The following is an 18,652-nucleotide window of genomic DNA, read 5'->3' as shown; positions in this document are numbered from 1 at the left end:
CTCCTGATGGACGGACGGACGGGCGACGGTGCGCGCCCGGGAACGGGAAGGCCCGGCCACCTCGCCGACGGACGACGTGGGGCCGGGCCTGATCCTGTCAGCCGTTGGCCTCGGCGTAGCGCTGCTGCGCGCCGTTCACGACGTCGAGGTACTGCTGCATGTTCTTGCCCTCGAGCTCGGACACGTAGGCGTCCCACTCGGACAGCGGGCGCTGGCCCAGGATGAACGCCGCCGTGTTCTGGTAGACGTGGTCCCGCAGGGCCGTCTGCCACAGCGAGACCTGCTCGCGCTCGAGCTCGTCCAGCGGCGCCGGGGGCGCGACCGGGGCGAGCTCCTTGTCGCTCATCGACTCGACGAACTCCACGACCTCGGGGCGCAGCATCGAGCGGTCGAGCTCGTCGGACGAGCCGTGCTCGAGCATCCACACGCCGTTGTGGTAGCCGTAGTCGACGTTGAGGGCCTTGGGCGCACCCGGGTTCAGGCCGTTCTGGTCGATGTCGTCGGCGAGGACGCGCGTGTCGCCGTCCCGCGTGAAGGTCTCACCCTCGACGCCCCACTTGGCGAACTCGAGGCCCTCGTCGGAGTAGTACAGCCAGTCGATGAACTGCAGCATCGCCAGGAAGTCGTCCTCCTCGGCGGCCGACGACGCGAGCATGAGGCCGCTGACGAGACGCGAGCCGGCGAGGATGTCGCCCGCGGGGCCGGCGGGCACCCGGATCATGACGACCTCACCGTCCGTGCCGACCTCGGTCATCGCCGTGCGGACCTTGAGGATCTCCTGGTCGTTGGTGAGCTGGGCGAACGTCTGGCCCGAGGCGAGCTTCTGCTGGGCCTGGTCGTCGTCCTGCGTGAGGCTCTCCGGGTCCATGAGGCCGTCCGCGACGAGCCCGTGGTAGTACTCGAGCAGCTCGCGGTACTCGTCCATGGCGCCGGTGTACACGAACTCCTCGGCGTCCTCGTCCCACCAGGTGCCCTCGCCGTAGCCCCACCCGGCGGCGGTGCCGAAGTTGGACGCGGCCACGTTGAGCGAGGCCTCGAGCGGGCCGTTGGCCGACCAGCGGTCGGACAGCGGGTAGAGGTCGGGGTAGGCCGCCTTGACCGTCGCCAGGTCCGCGGCGAAGTCCTCGAACGTCTCCGGCTCGAGGCTCAGGCCGAGCTGCTCCCAGATGTCCTTGCGCACGGCGTACGAGTACGACGGCCGCACCGACTCCCGCAGACCCGGCAGGAGGTAGTACTTTCCGTCCTCCTGGCGCATGCGGTCGATGTCGGCCTCGAGGCCCCACCTCTCGACCTTGTCGAGGAAGTTCGGCATGTGCTCGACGTAGTCGCTGACGGGCAGGATCGCCCCGCCGGCGACGAAGGCCGACTCCTGACCGGGGTACGTCACGGAGATGATGTCCGGGGCGTTGCCCGCGCCGATCGCGATCGACTGCGCCTGCTGCCAGTCGGACAGCGGTGCCGTCTGGATGTCGAAGGTGACCTTCTGGTTCTCCTCGAGCTTGGTGAGGATGTCCCAGTCGTCCTTGATCGGGTAGTTCGGGTGGTCGCGGTACATCAGGCCGAAGCTCACGGGCTCGGTCGCCACGAACGTCGTGCCGACGCCGTAGTCCTCCATGGCACCGACCTGGCCCAGCTCGCCGGCCTCCGGGGCGTCGCCCCCGTCGCTGGAACCGCCCGAGCAGGCCGCCAGGGCCAGCGCAAGGCTCGCGGCGGTCACGGCGGTCGCGAGGGGCCGCCTCTTCGTGGTCCTCATGATTCTCCTTCTGGTCGAACGTCGTCGTCCTGCATCCGGGGAGGTGCACCGCCGTCCACGAGGGGCCGCGGGGGCTGGGGCGTCACTGCTTGACCGAGCCGAGCATCACGCCCGACACGAAGTACCTCTGCACGAACGGGTAGAGGCACACGATGGGCAGGACGGTGAGCAGCATCGTCACCGCCTTCACGTTGGCCGCGATCTGCGTCGCCTCGGCCGAGCCGGCGGCCCCGTCGACGCTGGTGGCACCCGCGATGAGGTTCCGCAGGTAGACGGTCACCGGGTACAGCTCGCGGTGGTCCATGTAGAGGAACGCGGCGAACCACGAGTTCCAGAACGAGACCGAGTAGAAGAGCACCATCGTCGCGATGACGGCCTTGCTCAGCGGGAGCACGATGCGCCAGAGCTTGCCGTACGTGCTCAGGCCGTCGATCTCCGCGGCCTCCTCGAGCTCGGTGGAGAAGTTCTCGAAGAACGACTTCATGACGAGCAGGTTGAACACGCTGATGGCGTTGGGCAGCGCGATCGCCCACACCGAGTTGCGCAGCCCGAGCTCGTTGACGAGCACGTAGTTGGGGATGAGGCCGCCGTTGAAGAACATCGTGAACACGGCGATGCCGATGAAGACCTTGCGTCCCTTGAGGTGGTACTTGGAGATCGCGTAGGCGAAGGTCGTCGTCAGCACCATCGCGACGAGCGTCGCCACGACCGTGTAGTAGACCGTGTTCTGATAGTTGCGCCAGAACATCGAGTCGCCCATGACCAGGTTGAACGTCGTGACGTTGAAGCCCTTGGGCCACAGGTTGACCTGGCCGGCGTTGATGAACGCCTCGGAGCTGAAGGCCTGCGCCACGAGGTTGACGAAGGGGTACAGCGTCACGCCCGCGATGATCACCAGCAGCGTCGCGTTGACCACGCGGAACACCCGGTAGCCGGGGGTGTCCTTGACGGTGCGGGTGGCGTGGACGGTCGGCTTCGACAGCTGCTCGTCGAGGTGCGTGACGTTCTCGGCGGTCACCACAGGGAGGCTCCGACCACTCGGCGCGAGATCGCGTTGGCGGACAGGACGAGGGTCAGGCCGATGATCGCCTCGAACAGGCCGATGGCCGTCGCGTAGGAGAACTGGCTGGACCCGATGCCGACGCGGTACAGGTACGTCGCGATGACGTCCGCGGTCGGGTACAGCAGGGGGTTGTACAGGAGCAGGATCTTCTCGAACCCGACCGCCATGAAGGACCCGATGTTGAGGATCAGCAGGACGACCATGGTCGGCCGGATGCCCGGCAGGGTCACGTGCCAGGTCTGGCGCCAGCGGTTGGCGCCGTCGATACGCGCGGCCTCGTACAGCTGCGGGTCGATGGTCGACAGCGCGGCCAGGTAGAGGATCGTGCCCCAGCCGACGGTCTGCCAGATCTCCGAGGAGATGTAGACGGTGCGGAACCACTCCGGCAGCTGCATGAACCCGATCGGCGCCCCGCCGACCGCCGTGATGATCTGGTTCACCGTGCCGCGCATCGCGGTGAGCTGGAAGACCAGGCCCGCAACGATGACGATGGACATGAAGTGCGGCAGGTACGAGATCGTCTGGATGATCCGCTTGAAGCGCTGCGAGCGCAGCTCGTTGAGCATGAGCGCGAGCACGATGGGCAGCGGGAAGATGATGACCAGGCTCAGGATGCCGAGCACCAGCGTGTTCTGGAAGACGTTCCAGAACGTCGGGTCGTTGATGAACATCCGCACGTAGTGCAGACCGACCCACTCCTCGCCGAAGATCGACCCGCCGGGGCGGAAGCGGCGGAACGCGATGACGTTCCCCGCCATCGGCACGTAGCGGAAGACCGCGAAGAACAGCAGCGGCAGGACCAGCAGGGAGTACAGCTGCCAGTCGCGACGCAGCGCACGCCGCCACGTCATGTGGCCGTCGCGGCGCTTGCGGGCCGCTCGACCTCCCGGACCCTGCGGCGCGTCGACGGCGCCGCGTGCGGCGACGGCAGGCACGGGGTCGTGGGCGAGCGCGGCCTGGGGCGCGCCCCCGCCGACGGTCACACCGTCCGTGGACATCCGGTCACCACCCTTCGGAGCTGAGGAGCACCCCGGCGGTGCTCAGGTGGTGACGGTCGTGGCCGTGCGGCGGCGGACCGGGTGGCACCGGGTGCACGTCCTGCTGCTGCGCCTGCATCGATCTCCACGCCCTCGTGGCCGATATGTGTCGACGGTCCGTTCCGTCGAGGTGACGGCCGCCACGTTAGGCAAACGTTTGCGGTGAGTCAACCCGCGTGACCGAACCGAGACCGGACGACCGTCCGACGCGCCTCCCGGACACCTGTCCGACCGGGCGGGCGAGCAGACGGGGGCGCGGGTGCTACCGTCGGTGTCGAAACTTGCGAGCCCGTCCCGGGCGCGCTGCCGGGCACCCCGGCCGCGCGGCGGGCCCCGGTCAGAGGAGGCCCCGTGGCCACGCCCCCCGACAGCCCGCGGACGGTGACGATCGCCGAGATCGCGGCGCTCGCCGGCGTCTCGGTCCCCACCGTCTCGAAGGTGCTGAACGGCCGGGCCGACGTCGCCGCGGGCACGCGCGCACGGGTCGAGGCGATCCTCGAGGAGCACAGCTACCGCCGCCGTCGCGGGCGCGGCTCGGGCGACCCGAACCTCATCGACCTGGTGTTCCACCACATCGACAACGCGTGGGCCCAGGAGGTCATCAAGGGCGTCGAGGACGCCGCCGCGGCACACCGCGTCGGCGTCGTCCTGTCCGAGCTCGGGGGCGCCCACCGCCCCCAGCAGGAGCTCATCGACGACATCCTCGCCCGCCGGCCGCTCGGCGTCCTGCTGGTGCTGTCGAGCCTGGACGCGACGCAGCGGCACCAGCTCGAGTCGCGGTCCATCCCGTTCGTCGTCGTCGACACGTGGGGCGAGCCGCCCGCCGGGGTGCCCACGGTCGGGTCCAACAACTGGAACGGCGGCCTCATCGCCACCCGGCACCTGCTGTCGCTGGGGCACCGGCGCATCGCCGTCATCGCCGGCCCGGCCGACGTGCTGTGCTCCCGCGCCCGCGTCGACGGCTACCGCAGCGCGCTGGAGGAGGCGGGGATCCGCCCCGACCCGTCGCTCGTGCGCTGGGGCGACTTCCACGTCGACGGCGGGTACAACCACGGGCTGGAGCTGCTGTCGCGCCCGGACCGTCCCACCGCCATCTTCGCCGGCTCGGACTACCAGAGCCTGGGAGTCATGCGCGCGGTGCGCGAGCTCGGCCTGTCGATCCCCGAGGACGTCTCGGTCGTCGGGTACGACGACATCCCGCTCGCGCAGTGGCTGGGCCCGTCCCTGACGACCGTGCGGCAGCCGCTGCGGGAGATGGCGGGCACCGCCACGGAGATGGTGCTCAGCCTCGCCGCCGGCCAGCAGCCCCCCAACCTGCGGATCGACCTCGCGACCGAGCTGGTCGTCCGCGAGTCGACGGCGCCGGCACCGGCCGGGACCGTCTAGCCCGCGCGGGCCGCCACCAGGCGCCGCACCCCGGTGCGGGCCAGCAGCAGCACGACGACGAGCAGCGTCACCGAGAAGAAGCCCCCGAGGCTGACCCGGGGGCCGACGACCAGGTCGACGGCCTCCAGCACGACGAACTTGCTCCCGACCAGCACGAGCCACAGCAGCAGCGCACCGACGACCCTGCCCGCCGGACCGTCGGCCTGCCGGAACCGTCGCTTGGCACGATCCTTCGCGACGACCACCACCTCGAGCACGACCTTGAGCAGCACGGCGGTCAGCAGCGTCAGGGTGAAGCTCTCGCTGAGCACCTGCGGCAGGTGCTCGACGACCAGGTTGAGCACCACCACGTAGACGAGGACGTCGACGACGGCCGCCGCCACGACCGGGCGCGGCGGCGGCTCGTGCCCGGTCGTCACCACGCCGGCCCCCGTCGCCGTCACGCGGGACCGGCCGAGAGCCGGGCCCGGCGCCGCCGTGCACCGGCGCGCCCGGACCACGTCGCCGTCCACGACCACGGGCACCCGCACACCCTGTCCATCATGGTCGCCCACGCCGCGCCGGGGGCGCCCGCAGCCCCCCGCGGCACCTGCCCGAAGGGGCAGTCCCCGGGAGGCGCCCGCGCCCGCGTCCGGGGCTAGATTCGGATCGACCCGCCGTCACCCGCAGCACGCCGTGCACGGCCCGCGACCGGTGCGGCCCCACGACAGGAGCACCCCGTGTCCGAGCTGATCATCATCGGGTACGCCGACCACGACACGGCCAGGGCCGCGTACGAGGAGGTGCAGTCCGCGCAGCGGGACTTCGTCGTCCAGCTCACGGGCCTGGCCCTGGTCTCGGTGGACGACGACGGCAAGCAGCACGTCGAGACCCCCGCGCGGATCGTCGGCGCGTCTGCCGCGTCCGGCGCGCTGTGGGGCGCGATCTTCGGCCTGCTGTTCCTCGTCCCCGGCGTGGGGCTGGTCCTCGGAGGGGTGCTCGGCGCCCTCACGGGCAGGCTCGGGCAGTCGGGCATCGACAGCGCCTTCCGCGAGCGGGTGACCGGGCTGCTCACCCCCGGCCGCGCGGCGCTGGTGATCATGGCCAGCAAGCTCACGGAGGACAAGTTCTTCGCCGCGCTCGCGCCCCACGGCGGCGAGGTCCTGCAGACGTCGCTGTCGCAGGCCGAGGAGGAGGAGCTCGCCAGCGAGCTCGGCGGGTCCTGAGACCGGGGCCGGCTGCCGGCGCACCGCTCAGCCGCGCGGCACCGGCTCGACGAGACCCGGGCACCCCGGGCGCACGGCCACCTGACGCCGCGCGTCGGCCCCGCGCTCCCGGACGTCGACGACGACCGGGCGGTCCGACTCCAGGACCGCGCGCACGACGCGCCCGTCGCGCCACACCAGGTCCGCCAGTCGCAGGCCGCCGCGCAGGCGCAGCCCCCGCACGCGCCCCGCGGGCCACGCGGTGGGCAGCGCGGGCAGCAGGTGCACCTCGCGCACGCCGTCCGGACCGCGGTGGTGCGCCTGCACGAGCGCCTCGGCGACCCCGGCCGTGAAGCCCAGGTTCCCGTCGATCTGGAACGGCGGGTGCGCGCACAGCAGCGAGCGGTACACCCCGCCGCGCTGCGGGCCGGGCTCGGCGGGACCCGCGTCGACGGGGTGCAGGAACGCCCTGACCAGCGCGTCGACGCCCTCGGGGTCCCGCAGGCGGGCACGCAGCGCGAGGCGCCACGCGAGCGACCACCCCGTGGAGTCGGGGCCGCGCGCGTCCAGCGTGCGGGCGGCCGCGGCCGCGAGCGCCGGGGAGGTGTCGGGGTCGATCGACGTGCCGGGGAACACCCGGTAGAGGTGCGACTGGTGGCGGTGCTCCGGCTCGGCGTCGGGCACGTCCGTGCGCCACTCCGCGAGGCGCCCGTCGGGCGCGACCCGCTCGGTCGGCAGGCGCTCGAGCGCGCCGTCGACGGCGGCGCGCAGGTGCTCGTCGTGGTCCCCCGCCGCCGGGGCGAGGCGGCGCACGTGCTCCAGCAGGTCGCGGACGATCGCGAGGTCGGACGTCGTCGACACCGCGACCGACGCGGGTCGCCCGTCGGGCAGCAGGTAGAGGTTCTCCGGGCTGGTGGCGGGCGACGTCCCGAGGCTGCCGTCGGGCAGCTCGACGAGCAGGTCGAGCACCGCCAGGGCCGCGCCGCGCACCACGGGCCAGTGCCGGCGCAGCGCGTCGACGTCCCCGGTCCAGTCGTGGTGGTCCACGACGTGCCGGGCCAGCCACGCGCCGCCCAGCGGCCAGCTCGACCAGCTCGCGGAGTCGTGGCCGCGGCCCGTGGGCCCCGTGAAGCACCAGGGGTCGCTGTTGTGGTGGGCGACCCAGCCGCGCACGCCGTAGAGCGTGCGCGCGGTGCTCCCGCCGGCCACCGCGAGCCGGTCGAGCCACCCCAGCAGCGGCTCGTGGCACTCCGCGAGGTCGCCGACGAGCGTGGGCCAGTAGTTCATCTCGGTGTTGATGTTGATCGTGTAGTTGGAGCTCCACGGTGGCCGCACCCGGTCGTTCCAGATGCCCTGCAGGTTCAGCGGCAGCGTGCCGGGACGCGAGCCCGCGACCGTCAGGTAGCGGCCGTGCTGGAACGCCAGGACGGCCAGGTGCGGGTCCGGCTCGCCCGCGGCGTGGCGGACCAGGCGGGCGTCGAGCGGCAGGTCCGGGGCGGGCGCACCGAGGTCGAGGTCGACGCGCCCCAGGAGCGCCGCGTGGTCGGCGACGTGCCGGGCGGCCAGGCCGTCGACCCCGGCGACCGCGCGCCGGCAGCCGGCGAGCGCGTCGGCGACGACGCGGTCCCGGTCGCCGTGCAGCGCACCGGCGGCGACGTCGTGGTCGGTCGCGGACGTCAGGACGACGCGCAGCCGCCGCGCGCCCCGGACGCGGACCGCGCCGTCGACGACCTGCACGGACGCCCCGGCACCGTCCGCGAGCACCGCGAGCGCGACGGCCGCATGCACCGCACGACCCCCGTAGCGCACGGGCTCCGGGTCGGCGACCCAGTCGGGCAGCACGTGGGACGGCAGGTCGAGCGTCGCGACCACGACCGCCGGGCCGTCGCCGGGCGCACCCGCGCGCGCCGGTGGCGCGGCCCACGGGTGGGGCGAGGTGAGCCGCACCCACGCCTCGCCGCCGTCACCGTCAGGTTCACGGGCGTCGAGCGTCCGCTCGAGCAGCAGCGCCTGGTCCGGGTGGCTCACCAGCACGTCCTGGCGCCACCCGGCACCGCCGGCGGACCGCCACGTCGTCGTGGCGACGCCCCGGCCCAGGTCGAGGGTGCGGCGGTAGCCCGCGTCCCCGGCGGCCCCGGGCTGCTCGACGAGCACGTCGACGAGCGGCTGGTAGGCCTGGACCCAGCCGCTCTGCAGGCGGGCGAGCTCGGCCTCGGCCGCGAGCGGGTCGTCGGCGGCCAGCAGCGCCCGCGCGCGCCGCACGACGCCCGGGGCACCGTCGTCCCCGAGCGGCCCGACGGGCTCGACCGGGCCCGTGAGCGGCGCGCCCGACCAGCAGGTGTCGTCGTTGACCTGCAGCCGCTCGTGCGCGGTCCCACCGTGCACCATCGCGCCCAGCCGCCCGTTGCCCACCGGGAACGCGTCGGTCCAGGTGCGCGCCGGCTCGTCGAGGCGCAGCAGCAGCGGTGCGCCGGGCTCCGGGTCGCGCCCGTGCGCCCCGTCGCCACCGGTCCGGTCCACGTCGTCGTCCACCACGACCCCTACCCCACCACACCGCCGGCCGGGCGCGGTGGCAGGATCGTCCGGTGCACGTCGCCTTCTTCGAACCGCGGATCCCCGGCAACACCGGCGCCGCCATCCGCATGTGCGCGGGCACCGGCGCGACCCTGCACCTCGTCGAGCCCCTCGGGTTCGAGATGTCCGAGGCGCGGCTGCGTCGCGCCGGCCTGGACTACCACGACCTCGCGCACGTGGTCGTGCACCCCCACCTCGAGGCACTGCTGGGCGCGCTGCCCACCTCGCGCGTCCTCGCGTTCACGACGCAGGCCACCCGCTGGTACACCGACGTGGACTGGCGCGACGACGACGTCCTGCTGTTCGGCCCCGAGCCCACCGGCCTGCCGCCCGAGGTCGTGGCGCACCCGCGCGTGAGCGACCGGCTGCGGATCCCGATGCTGCCCGGGCGCCGGTCGATGAACCTGTCGAACGCCGCGTCGGTCGCGACGTACGAGGCGTGGCACGCGCTCGGGTTCCCCGGCGGGGTCTGAGCCGCCAGGACGCCGGGGCCGCGCGCTGGGAGCATCGGCTCATGTTCACCACCCGGCCGGTGCTCACCGGCACGTTCGGCATGGTCGCCTCGACGCACTGGCTCGCGAGCGCGGTCGGCATGCGCACGCTCGAGGCCGGCGGGAACGCGTTCGACGCGGCCGCGGCGGCCGGGTTCACGCTGTCGGTCGTCGAGCCGCACCTCAACGGGCCCGGCGGCGACGCCCCGGTCATCGGGCACCGCGCCGCGGACGGGCGCACGTTCGTCGTCTGCGGGCAGGGCGTGGTCCCGGCGCTGGCGACGACGGACGCGTTCCGCGACCTCGGCGTCGACGAGGTCCCGGGCACCGGGCACCTGGCCGCGGTCGTCCCCGGGGCGTTCGGCGCGTGGCTGGACCTGCTGGCGCGGTACGGCACGCTGCCGCTGGCCGACGTGCTCGGCCCCGCGCTCGGGTACGCGCGCGACGGCCACCCCCTGGCGCCGGCGGCCGCGCGCACGATCGCGACGGTGGCGGACATGTTCCGCGCGCACTGGCCGACGAGCGCGCAGGTGTACCTGCCCGGCGGCGCGGTCCCCGCGGCGGGCGACCGGTTCCGCAACCCGGACCTCGCGCGCACGTTCGAGCGCCTGCTGGCCGCGGCGTCGGCCGCGGGGCCGGACCGGGAGGCGCAGCTCGAGGGGGCGCGGCGCGCGTTCTACGAGGGGTTCGTGGCGCAGGCCGTCGACACGTTCGTCGCCGGGACGCCCGTGCTCGACGCGACGGGCCGCGCGCACACCGGGTTCCTGCGCGGGGACGACCTCGCCGCGTGGCGGGCCACGGAGGAGCCGACCGTGGCGGTGCCGTTCGCGGGCGTCGAGGTGCACAAGACGGGGGCGTGGGGGCAGGGCCCGGTGCTGCTGCAGCAGCTGCGGCTGCTGGAGCAGCTGGGCGTCGAGGACCTCGTGCGCGACGCCGCGGACCACGACGCGGCGGCCGCGGAGCTCGTCCACGTCGTCGTCGAGGTCGCCAAGCTCGCGTTCGCGGACCGCGACGCCTGGTACGGCGACAGCGGGGACGTGCCGCTCGACGCGCTGCTGTCGGTCGGGTACGCGGCCGAGAGGGCGCGTCTGGTCGGGGACGTCGCCGACGACGGGTTCCGCCCGGGCGCGCCGCAGGGACGGGCGCCGCGGCTCGCCCGGGCGCTGGTCGCGGCACGGGCGGCCGCCGACGCGGGACACGGCGACGCGGGACGCGGCGCCCCGGGCGCGGGGCTGGGTGAGCCGACCGTGTCCCCGATCGGCCTGAGCCCGGGCGACACGTGCCACGTCGACGTGGTGGACCGCTGGGGCAACCAGGTGTCCGCGACGCCGTCGGGCGGGTGGCTGCAGTCCAGCCCGGTGGTCCCCGGGCTGGGGTTCGCGCTGCCGACGCGCGCGCAGATGTGCTGGGTGCAGGACGGGCTGCCCGCGAGCCTGGTCCCGGGCCGCCGGCCCCGGACGACGCTGAGCCCCGGCCTGGTGCTGGGGGCCGGGCACGGGTTCGCGTTCGGCACGCCGGGCGGCGACCAGCAGGACCAGTGGACGGTGCCGTTCCTGCTGCGCCACCTCGTCGGCGGGCTCGACCTGCAGGCGGCGATCGACGCGCCGGCGTGGCACACGTCGCACGTGCACCAGTCGTTCCACCCGCGCACGCACACGCCGCGCGGCCTGGTGGCCGAGTCGCGGCTGGGGCCGGCCGTGCTGGCGGCGCTCGCGGGTCGCGGTCACGCCGTCGTGGACGCCGGCCCCTGGGCCCTCGGCCGGTTGAGCGCCGCCGGCGTTGGGCCGAACGGGTGGTTGTGCGCGGCGGCCAACGCGCGGGGGCAGCAGGGGTACGCCGTCGGGCGATGACTGACCCCTGACATCCTGTGACCCCCGGGTGTACCCGCTGTGACCTGCGGGGTCACAGCGGGCCCGCGCGACCGTGACTCTCCGGTGAACGCAGGACATCTGGACGAAACAGACATCCGATGTCTGGTTCTGTCACGGGCGTCTTCATGAGGGTTCTATGAGGGAATGACCGCCAGGACGATTCAGACATCGGATCACCGCTACCTTCGGTCACATGCCCTACGACGTCGTGGATGCGCATCTGCAGGTGTGGGACCCGGAGTCGGTCCATTACCCGTGGATGTCGCAGGACCCCTCCCTCCTGCACCGCACCTACCGAGTCCGTGACGTCGGCGGCGCACTGGACGAGCACCACGTGGACGGCGTGGTGCTCGTCCAGTCCGCCGACAACCGCGCGGACAGCGAGCACCTGCTCTTCCAGGCGCTGTGCTCGCCCCACGTGCTCGGCGTGGTGGCCTGGGTGCCGCTGGACACCCCGGACGAGGCCGCGGTCCAGCTCGACCACTGGCGCGTCGAGCCGATCGTCGGCGTGAGCCACCACGTCGACCGCGAGACCGACTCCCGGTGGCTGCTCCGCGACGGCGTCGACGAGGGCCTCACGCTGCTCACCGAGCGCCGCCTGGTGCTCGACCTGCCCGCCACGACCCCCGAGCTGCTCCGGCACGTCGCGACCGTCGCGGACCGGCACCCCAAGCTGACGGTCGTCGTCGACCACCTCGGCTCCCCGCCGCTCGCCGCGCTGCGCGCCGGCGACACCACCACCTGGCGGGCGTGGACCGACGCGCTCGACGCGGCCGCCGAGGCCCCCAACGTCGTCGCGAAGCTCGCGGGCCTCGGACGCGCCGCCGGTCCCGGCTGGACCGTGGACGACGTGCGCCCTGCCGTCGACCACGCGCTGGCGACCTTCGGCCCCGACCGCCTGATGGCCGGCAGCGACTGGCCGACGTCCCTCGACGCGCACGGGTCCTGGCACGAGGTCTGGGGCGGGCTGCGCGCGACCCTGGACGGCCTGGACGAGGTCGCCGTCGCCCGCGTCATGGGGCGCACCGCGGTCGAGACCTACGGCATCCCGCCGCTCGTCCCCGAGCGCTGACACCCGCCACGCCCCAGCCCGACCGCAGCCGCGGACGACGACGGAGACGAGCACGTGTCACGCACCCAGGACGTCGTCGAGGACGTCCAGCGCCTCATCCTCGACGGCGGGCTGCGCCCGGGCGACCGGCTGCCGGCCGAGAAGGAGCTGGCGTCCGAGCTCGGCGTCTCGCGCGGCTCCCTGCGCGAGGGCGTGCGCGCCCTCGTCGTCCTCGGCATCCTCGAGGCCCGGCACGGCGACGGCACGTACGTGACGGACCTGGACCCCTCGACGCTGCTCACCCCCGTCGCGTTCCTCGCGGACCTGCCCGGCGACCACTCCTCGCTGCACGCCGTGCGCGCGACGCTGGAGACCGAGGCCGCCGGGCTCGCGGCCCTGCACCTGGCCGACGGACACGTCGCGCGCGCCCGCGCCGCCCTGGACGACATGGCCCGGGCGCTCGTCGAGCCCCGCACCGACCCGGCGCGCCTCGCCGCCGCCGACCTCGCGTTCCACCGCGCGGTCGCGGACGCCTCGGGCAACGCGGTGCTCGCGGCGCTGCTCGACGCGCTCGCCGGCAAGCACGCGCGCCGCCGCGTGTGGGACGACATGCGCGAGCTCGCGGGCGACCGCACCTTCGAGGAGCACGACGCGATCCTCGCGGCGATCACCGCACGCGACCCCGACCGCGCGCGGCTGCGGATGGCCATGCACATGGTCGGCGTCGAGGACCTCCTGGCGACCACCAGCACCGACGGCCCCAGCCCGCGCCGCCGCAACCTCGCCGAGACCGCGCCCGCCCGCTGAGCACCGCCCGCCGGGACGTCAGCCCGTCCGCGCGTCGTCCGGCAGACCGCACGCCGCCAGGACGTACGCGTGCAGCGCGCCGCGCAGCGCGTCGGACGCCGCGACGTGGAACAGCGGCTGCTCGGCGCCGTCGACCACGGCCTGCACGCCCAGCACCGTGCCGCGCTTGTCCTCCGCGATCGCGTGCAGGTCGCACCGCGCGGGCACGGTCGGCAGCACGAGCCGGCCGTCCGGCGGCAGCGCGGCCGAGCCCACGTCGACGGCCCACTGGCCGGTGCCGCCCCACGGCCGCAGCAGCGTCGTGGCCCGCACCGACACCAGCCGCACGTGCGGCCCGCCGGGCACGGCCTCGAGGACCAGCGTCACGTCCGCGACGGGCACCCCGTCGACCTCCCGCACGGCCAGGTCGTCCGCGAGCGCGACCCGCAGGCCGGCACCGACCGCGGCGGCGGCGCAGTCCTCGCCGTGGATGCGCCGCAGGTCGTCGGTCTCGTCGGTCGGGGTGACGACCACGGTGCCGCCGGCCCCGTCCGCCGTCGACACGTCGAGCTCGACGCGGGCCCGCGGGTCCACGTCCGTCCCGCCCGCGCACACCGCCGCCCCCAGCGGCACGCGCAGCCGCCGCATGCGCCCGGCCGGGACCTCCCGCCCCGCCGCGGACACCCCGGCGACGACGTCGCTGGTCAGGCGCGCCCGGGTCACGGTCACGTCCACGGGGCCGGTGTTGCGCACCTGGAGCTCGACGACCCGCGCCACGCGGTCGGTGCGCGCCTGGGCCACCTCGACCTCGAGCACGACGGACGACGGCAGCGGGCCCGGCGTCATCACGGCCGGCGGCACGGGCCCGGCGCCGCCGTCGCCGCAGCCCGCCAGCACGAGCACGGCCGTGACCAGCGCGATCGCCCGGCGCCCGGCGGCCCTGCGCCCGTACCCGAGCCCTGCTGCTGCCATGCCCGAGGGTCGCACGCCGCCACCCGCCGGCGGGAGGCCCCCTGCCCGTCAGCCGTCGACGAGCGCCGCCGCGAGGAAGTCGATCGACTCCCCGACCGCCGGCAGCGCCGGGACGGGCGGGATGTCGAGGTGGCCGTGCAGCATGCCGGCCGCGACCATCACCCGCGTGGGGACGCCCGCGTCCTGCAGCTGCAGCACGAACACCTCCCCCGAGGGCCGCAGGTCGTCGACCTCGCTGAGCACCACGGACGTCGGAGGCAGCCCTGCGACGTCGCCGTTGCCCGCCATCGCCTCGGCGGGGAACCCGGACAGGCGGCCCAGGTACGTGCGCGTCAGGGACAGCATCGCGTCCGGCAGGAACCGGATGCCGCGCGGCAGGCGCCGCAGGTCGTCGACCTGCTCGTCGGGCAGCGCGGGCGACGGGAAGTGCATGCCGGGGTAGGCCAGCAGCAGGGCGTCGGGGGCGCGCGTGCCCCGGTCCCGGACCCGGACGGCCACGCCGCCGGTGAGGGCGGCCCCCGCGGACGCCCCGCCGATGCCGATGCGGTCCAGCCCGAGGGACGGGGCGGCGTCGACGCACCACGTCCACGCCGCGTGCACGTCGTCGAGCGGGATCGGGTAGCCCGCGCCGGGCGTCGCCAGGCGGTACCCGACGGACGCCACGACGATCCCGTGCCGGGCCGCGAGCTCCGCGGACACCACGTGCGCCTCCGCCATGTCGAGGTCGCCGTAGGCGAACCCGCCGCCGTGGGCCCACACCAGCCCCGCCCCCGACTCCGGCCGGCGCGCCGGACGGTACAGCCGGACGGCGACGGGTCCGTGCGGGCCGTCGACGGCGAGGTCCTCGACGTGGACGTCCGGGAGCCGGTACCCGGCGGTCAGCGGTGCGAGCCCGGCGGCCCACGAGTCCCAGTCCGTCACGGTCGGCAGCAGGTCGGCGAGCAGCGGGTGGATCGGCATGGTCGCCGATGCTTGCACACGCTGCCGCCGGAGCCGTGGGACGACATGCCCGCCGGGCCGGCGCACCCGGCGTCAGCGGTCGACGCGGGCGCCTCCCCCGCCGGCGAGCCGCAGGACCTCGGCACGCGTGGCGGTGGTCGTGTCGCCGGGGGTCGTCATGGCCAGCGCGCCGTGCGCGGCCCCGTACTCGACCGCGGTGGCCAGCGGCTGCCCGTCGAGCAGGCCGTAGGCGAGGCCGGACGCGAACGAGTCGCCGCCGCCGACGCGGTCGAGGATCTCCAGGCCGGGGCGGTGGGTGGCCTGGACCAGGCCGGACGCGCGGGACCACGCGAGGGCGCCCCAGTCGTTGACCGACGCGGAGCGGACCGTGCGCATCGTCGTCGCGATGACCTGGAAGTTCGGGTAGGCGGCGGCGACGCGCTCGATCATGGCGGCGAACGTGCCGACCTCGAGGTCGGTGAGGTGCTCGTCGACGCCCTCGACCTCGAAGCCCAGCGAGGCCGTGAAGTCCTCCTCGTTGCCGATCATGACGTCGACGTGCGGGGCGATCGCCCGGTTGACCTCCTGCGCGCGCGCCTGCCCGCCGGTCGCCTTCCAGAGGGAGGGCCGGTAGTTGAGGTCGTACGAGACGACGGCGCCGTGCCGGCGGGCGACGGTGACGGCCTCGAGCACGGTCGCGGCGGCGGTGTCCGAGAGCGCGGCGAAGATGCCGCCCGTGTGGAACCACCGCACGCCCAGCTCGCCGAACAGGTGCTCCCAGTCGACGTCGCCGGGCGCGAGCTGCGACGCGGCGGTGTGCCCGCGGTCGGACACCCCGATCGCCCCGCGCACCCCGAAGCCGCGCTCGGTGAAGTTCAGGCCGTTGCGGACCTCGCGCCCGATGCCGTCGTACGGCACCCAGCGCACGAACGACGTGTCGAGCCCGCCCTGCAGCATGAGGTCCTCGACGAGCAGGCCGATCTCGTTGTCGGCCAGCGCGGTGACGATCGCGGCCCGCAGCCCGAAGGCGCGTCGCAGGCCGCGGGCGACGTTGTACTCGCCGCCGCCCTCCCACGCGCGGAACTGCCGGGCGGTGCGGATGCGTCCCTCCCCCGGGTCGAGCCGCAGCATGACCTCGCCGAGGGCGACCGCGTCGTAGCGGCACTCGGTGGCGGGGCGGATCACCAGGTCGGGCATCGCGGGCTCCTCGGGACGGGGCTGGATCGCACTCTCACGGGCTGCGGGGGTGGCGGGCCCGGGGGCCTAGGGGGCGGGGGCCTAGGGGGCGGGGGCCTAGGGGGCGGGCCTGGGCTGCGGGGGGTGTCAGGGGCGCAGGGACGTGGCGAGGGTGACGGCGTCGGCGACGAGGGTGCGTACCGCCGCGGTGCCGCCCGCGCGCACCAGGTCGCGCGGGACCATCCACGACCCCCCGACGGCGGCGACCGCCGGCAGGGCGAGGTAGTCGGCGAGGTCCGCCGGACCGATCCCACCCGTCGGGACGAAGCGCACGCCACCGAACGGGGCCGCGAGCGCGGCGACGGCCGCCGCCCCGCCCGACGCCCCGGCGGGGAAGAACTTGACGGTCGTGACGCCGAGCTCGAGGGCGGCCTGCACCTCGGTCGCGGTGACCGCACCGGGCAGCGCGAGGACGCCGTGCTCGGCGCAGCGCTCCACGACGGCGCGCGAGGTGCCCGGCGAGACGACGTAGTCGGCGCCGGCCGCGACGGCCTGGTCGACCTGCGCGGCCGTCAGCACGGTGCCGGCGCCCACCAGGACGTCCCCGCGGGCGCGCAGGACGCGGATCGCGTCGGCCGCAGCGGGGGTGCGGAACGTGACCTCGGCGACGGGCAGCCCGCCCGCGACGAGCGCGGCACCGAGCGCGTCGGCGTCCTGGGCGTCGTCGATGACCACGACGGGCACGAGCCGGTGGGCGGCGAGCCGGTCGAGCACGCTCGTCGCGCCGGTGGGGTGGTCGGTCACGGCCGGACCTCCTGGCGGACGGGGGCGGGCGCCTGCTGCGCGGCGCGGGCGTCCGGCCGGGCGTACGCGCGGCGGGGCAGCCCGTAGGCCAGGTCGACGGCCGTCTCGAGCGCCTCGTCGAGGTCCAGCCGGTGCTCGACCACGAGGCGCGCGAGGAAGCCCGCGTCGACCCGTCGCGACAGCTCGTGCCGCGCCGGGATCGAGAAGAACGCCCGCGTGTCGTCGACGAACCCCGTGGTGTTCGCGAACCCCGCGGTGTCGGTCACCGCCTCGCGGAAGCGCCGCATGCCGTCCGGGGTGTCGAGGAACCACCACGGCGCGCCCAGGCGCACGGCGGGGTAGACGCCGGCCAGCGGCGCGAGCTCACGGCTGAAGGTGTCCTCGTCGAGCGTGAACAGCACCAGCCGCAGGCCGGGGTGGTGACCGAACGCCGCCAGGAGCGGGCGCAGCGCGTGCACGTACTCGGTCACGACGGGGATGTCGTAGCCCACGTCGTGCCCCCGCGAGGCCGCCACGTGCGGGTCGTGGTCGCGCAGCGCGCCCGGGTGCAGCTGCATGACCAGGCCGTCCTGCGTGGACATGCGCGCCATCTCGAACAGCATGTGCGCCGAGAACGCGCGGGCCGCGGCGGGCTCGACGTCGCCGCGCAGCGCCGCGGCGAAGACGGCGGTCGCGTCGGCCTCGCTCAGCGGCGTGGTGTCGGCGAGCACGTGGCCGTGGTCCGTCGCGCGGGCACCGGCCGTGACGAACGCCCACCGGCGCGCCTCCAGGGCCTGCACGAAGTCCCGGTAGGAGCCGATCTCCACACCGGCGCGCTCGCCCAGGAGCGCCACGTCCCGCGCCCACCCGGGGCGGTCGACGTGGAGCACGGCGTCGGGCCGGAACGTGGGCACGACGCGCTCGCCCCAGCCCCGCCCGGCCAGGTCCGCGTGGTCGGCCAGGTCGGCCGACGCCGGGTCCGTCGTGGCGATGATCTCGATGCCGAAGCGGTCCAGCAGCGCGAGGGGGCGGAAGCCCGGCTCGGCCAGGCGCGCGGCGATCGTGTCGTACGCCGCGTCCGCGGTGGCCGCGGACAGCCGCTGCGTCACGCCGAACACCTCGACGAGCACGTGCTCCATCCAGAAGCGGGTCGGCGTCCCGCGGAACAGGTGCCAGTGCGCCGCGAACGTCCGCCAGATGGCGCGCGGGTCGCTCTCCACCGCGCCCCCGTCGCGCCGCGGGACGCCGAGCGCGTCGTGCGGGACGCCCTGCGAGACGAGCATCCGGACCAGGTAGTGGTCGGGGACGACGAGCAGCGAGGCCGGGTCGCCGAAGGGCTCGTCGCGGGCGAGCAGGCCCGCGTCGACGTGGCCGTGCATCGACACGATCGGCAGGTCCCGCGTCGCCTCGAGGATCTGCCGGGCGACCGGGCGCGTCACGGGGTCGGCGGGCAGGGCACGGTCGGGGTGCAGCGCCCAGCGGGGAGCAGCGGCTGCGGGGTCGGGCATGGGAGTCCTCCAGCGCCGGGCCGCGGCGGCGCTGCGGTGCGCCCCCGCAGTGCGGACGACCGACGTCGCCCACCACGG

General features: G+C 74.9%; 16 protein-coding genes. 6 read left to right on the top strand and 10 right to left on the bottom strand.

Features of this window, described 5'->3' with window-relative positions; translation table 11 throughout:
* Nucleotides 1-97: 97 nt before the first annotated feature.
* From Cph01nite_RS10025 to Cph01nite_RS10015, 3 genes are all read right to left on the bottom strand, one after another.
* Nucleotides 98-1,753 (bottom strand): ABC transporter substrate-binding protein, encoded by a 1,656-nt coding sequence (locus Cph01nite_RS10025; RefSeq protein WP_203673769.1) that lies wholly within the window; start codon nt 1,751-1,753, stop codon nt 98-100.
* Nucleotides 1,754-1,835: 82 nt separating this feature from the next.
* A complete protein-coding gene (locus Cph01nite_RS10020; protein WP_203673953.1) occupies nt 1,836-2,735 on the bottom strand; it encodes a carbohydrate ABC transporter permease in 900 nt (299 codons plus the stop codon).
* 32 nt (nt 2,736-2,767) lie between these two features.
* A complete protein-coding gene (locus Cph01nite_RS10015) occupies nt 2,768-3,814 on the bottom strand; it encodes an ABC transporter permease (protein ID WP_373307559.1) in 1,047 nt (348 codons plus the stop codon).
* Nucleotides 3,815-4,204: 390 nt separating this feature from the next.
* On the opposite strand from Cph01nite_RS10015, the gene Cph01nite_RS10010 reads away from it, so the two are divergent.
* A complete protein-coding gene (locus Cph01nite_RS10010) occupies nt 4,205-5,239 on the top strand; it encodes a LacI family DNA-binding transcriptional regulator (RefSeq protein WP_203673767.1) in 1,035 nt (344 codons plus the stop codon).
* On the opposite strand, the gene Cph01nite_RS10005 is transcribed toward Cph01nite_RS10010, so the two are convergent.
* Nucleotides 5,236-5,763, bottom strand: a complete 528-nt coding sequence (locus Cph01nite_RS10005) for a hypothetical protein (protein WP_239069175.1) — start codon at nt 5,761-5,763, stop codon at nt 5,236-5,238. The genes Cph01nite_RS10010 and Cph01nite_RS10005 overlap by 4 nt on opposite strands.
* 195 nt (nt 5,764-5,958) lie before the next feature.
* On the opposite strand from Cph01nite_RS10005, the gene Cph01nite_RS10000 reads away from it, so the two are divergent.
* Complete coding sequence (locus Cph01nite_RS10000; RefSeq protein ID WP_203673765.1) at nt 5,959-6,444, top strand: DUF1269 domain-containing protein; 486 nt, start codon at nt 5,959-5,961, stop codon at nt 6,442-6,444.
* A 27-nt stretch (nt 6,445-6,471) separates the two neighbouring features.
* On the opposite strand, the gene Cph01nite_RS09995 is transcribed toward Cph01nite_RS10000, so the two are convergent.
* Nucleotides 6,472-8,958: a glycoside hydrolase family 95 protein gene (locus tag Cph01nite_RS09995; protein WP_203673763.1), complete on the bottom strand. Its 2,487-nt coding sequence runs from the start codon at nt 8,956-8,958 to the stop codon at nt 6,472-6,474.
* A gap of 50 nt (nt 8,959-9,008) precedes the next feature.
* On the opposite strand from Cph01nite_RS09995, the gene Cph01nite_RS09990 reads away from it, so the two are divergent.
* The 4 genes from Cph01nite_RS09990 (at nt 9,009) to Cph01nite_RS09975 (ending at nt 13,217) form a co-directional block, all read left to right on the top strand.
* Nucleotides 9,009-9,470, top strand: coding sequence for a tRNA (cytidine(34)-2'-O)-methyltransferase (locus Cph01nite_RS09990; RefSeq protein ID WP_203673761.1), 462 nt, complete (start codon nt 9,009-9,011; stop codon nt 9,468-9,470).
* 41 nt (nt 9,471-9,511) lie between these two features.
* Nucleotides 9,512-11,338, top strand: a complete 1,827-nt coding sequence (locus Cph01nite_RS09985; protein ID WP_203673759.1) for a gamma-glutamyltransferase family protein — start codon at nt 9,512-9,514, stop codon at nt 11,336-11,338.
* Nucleotides 11,339-11,552: 214 nt separating this feature from the next.
* Nucleotides 11,553-12,431, top strand: a complete 879-nt coding sequence (locus Cph01nite_RS09980) for an amidohydrolase family protein (protein ID WP_203673758.1) — start codon at nt 11,553-11,555, stop codon at nt 12,429-12,431.
* A 54-nt stretch (nt 12,432-12,485) separates the two neighbouring features.
* Nucleotides 12,486-13,217: a FadR/GntR family transcriptional regulator gene (locus tag Cph01nite_RS09975; RefSeq protein WP_203673757.1), complete on the top strand. Its 732-nt coding sequence runs from the start codon at nt 12,486-12,488 to the stop codon at nt 13,215-13,217.
* Nucleotides 13,218-13,235: 18 nt separating this feature from the next.
* Here the strand turns inward: Cph01nite_RS09975 and Cph01nite_RS09970 are convergent, their stop codons facing one another.
* From Cph01nite_RS09970 to uxaC, 5 genes are all read right to left on the bottom strand, one after another.
* Nucleotides 13,236-14,168 (bottom strand): hypothetical protein, encoded by a 933-nt coding sequence (locus tag Cph01nite_RS09970; protein WP_203673756.1) that lies wholly within the window; start codon nt 14,166-14,168, stop codon nt 13,236-13,238.
* Between the two features lie 48 nt (nt 14,169-14,216).
* Nucleotides 14,217-15,128, bottom strand: coding sequence for an alpha/beta hydrolase (locus Cph01nite_RS09965; RefSeq protein WP_203673755.1), 912 nt, complete (start codon nt 15,126-15,128; stop codon nt 14,217-14,219).
* Nucleotides 15,129-15,200: 72 nt separating this feature from the next.
* On the bottom strand, nt 15,201-16,304 hold the full coding sequence (locus Cph01nite_RS09960) for a sugar kinase (RefSeq protein ID WP_203673754.1): 1,104 nt from the start codon (nt 16,302-16,304) through the stop codon (nt 15,201-15,203).
* 126 nt (nt 16,305-16,430) lie between these two features.
* Entirely contained in the window at nt 16,431-17,087 is a 657-nt protein-coding gene (eda, locus tag Cph01nite_RS09955) for a bifunctional 4-hydroxy-2-oxoglutarate aldolase/2-dehydro-3-deoxy-phosphogluconate aldolase (protein WP_203673753.1), read from the bottom strand.
* Nucleotides 17,084-18,574, bottom strand: a complete 1,491-nt coding sequence (uxaC, locus tag Cph01nite_RS09950; RefSeq protein WP_203673751.1) for a glucuronate isomerase — start codon at nt 18,572-18,574, stop codon at nt 17,084-17,086. The genes eda and uxaC overlap by 4 nt, the downstream gene beginning before the upstream one ends.
* Between the last annotated feature and the right edge of the window lie 78 nt (nt 18,575-18,652).

Source organism: Cellulomonas phragmiteti, assembly GCF_016862775.1.
GTDB classification, from domain to species: Bacteria; Actinomycetota; Actinomycetes; order Actinomycetales; family Cellulomonadaceae; genus Cellulomonas; species Cellulomonas phragmiteti.
Note: the sequence above shows the minus strand (reverse complement) of the source record. Positions and strands in the feature narration are given on the sequence as shown.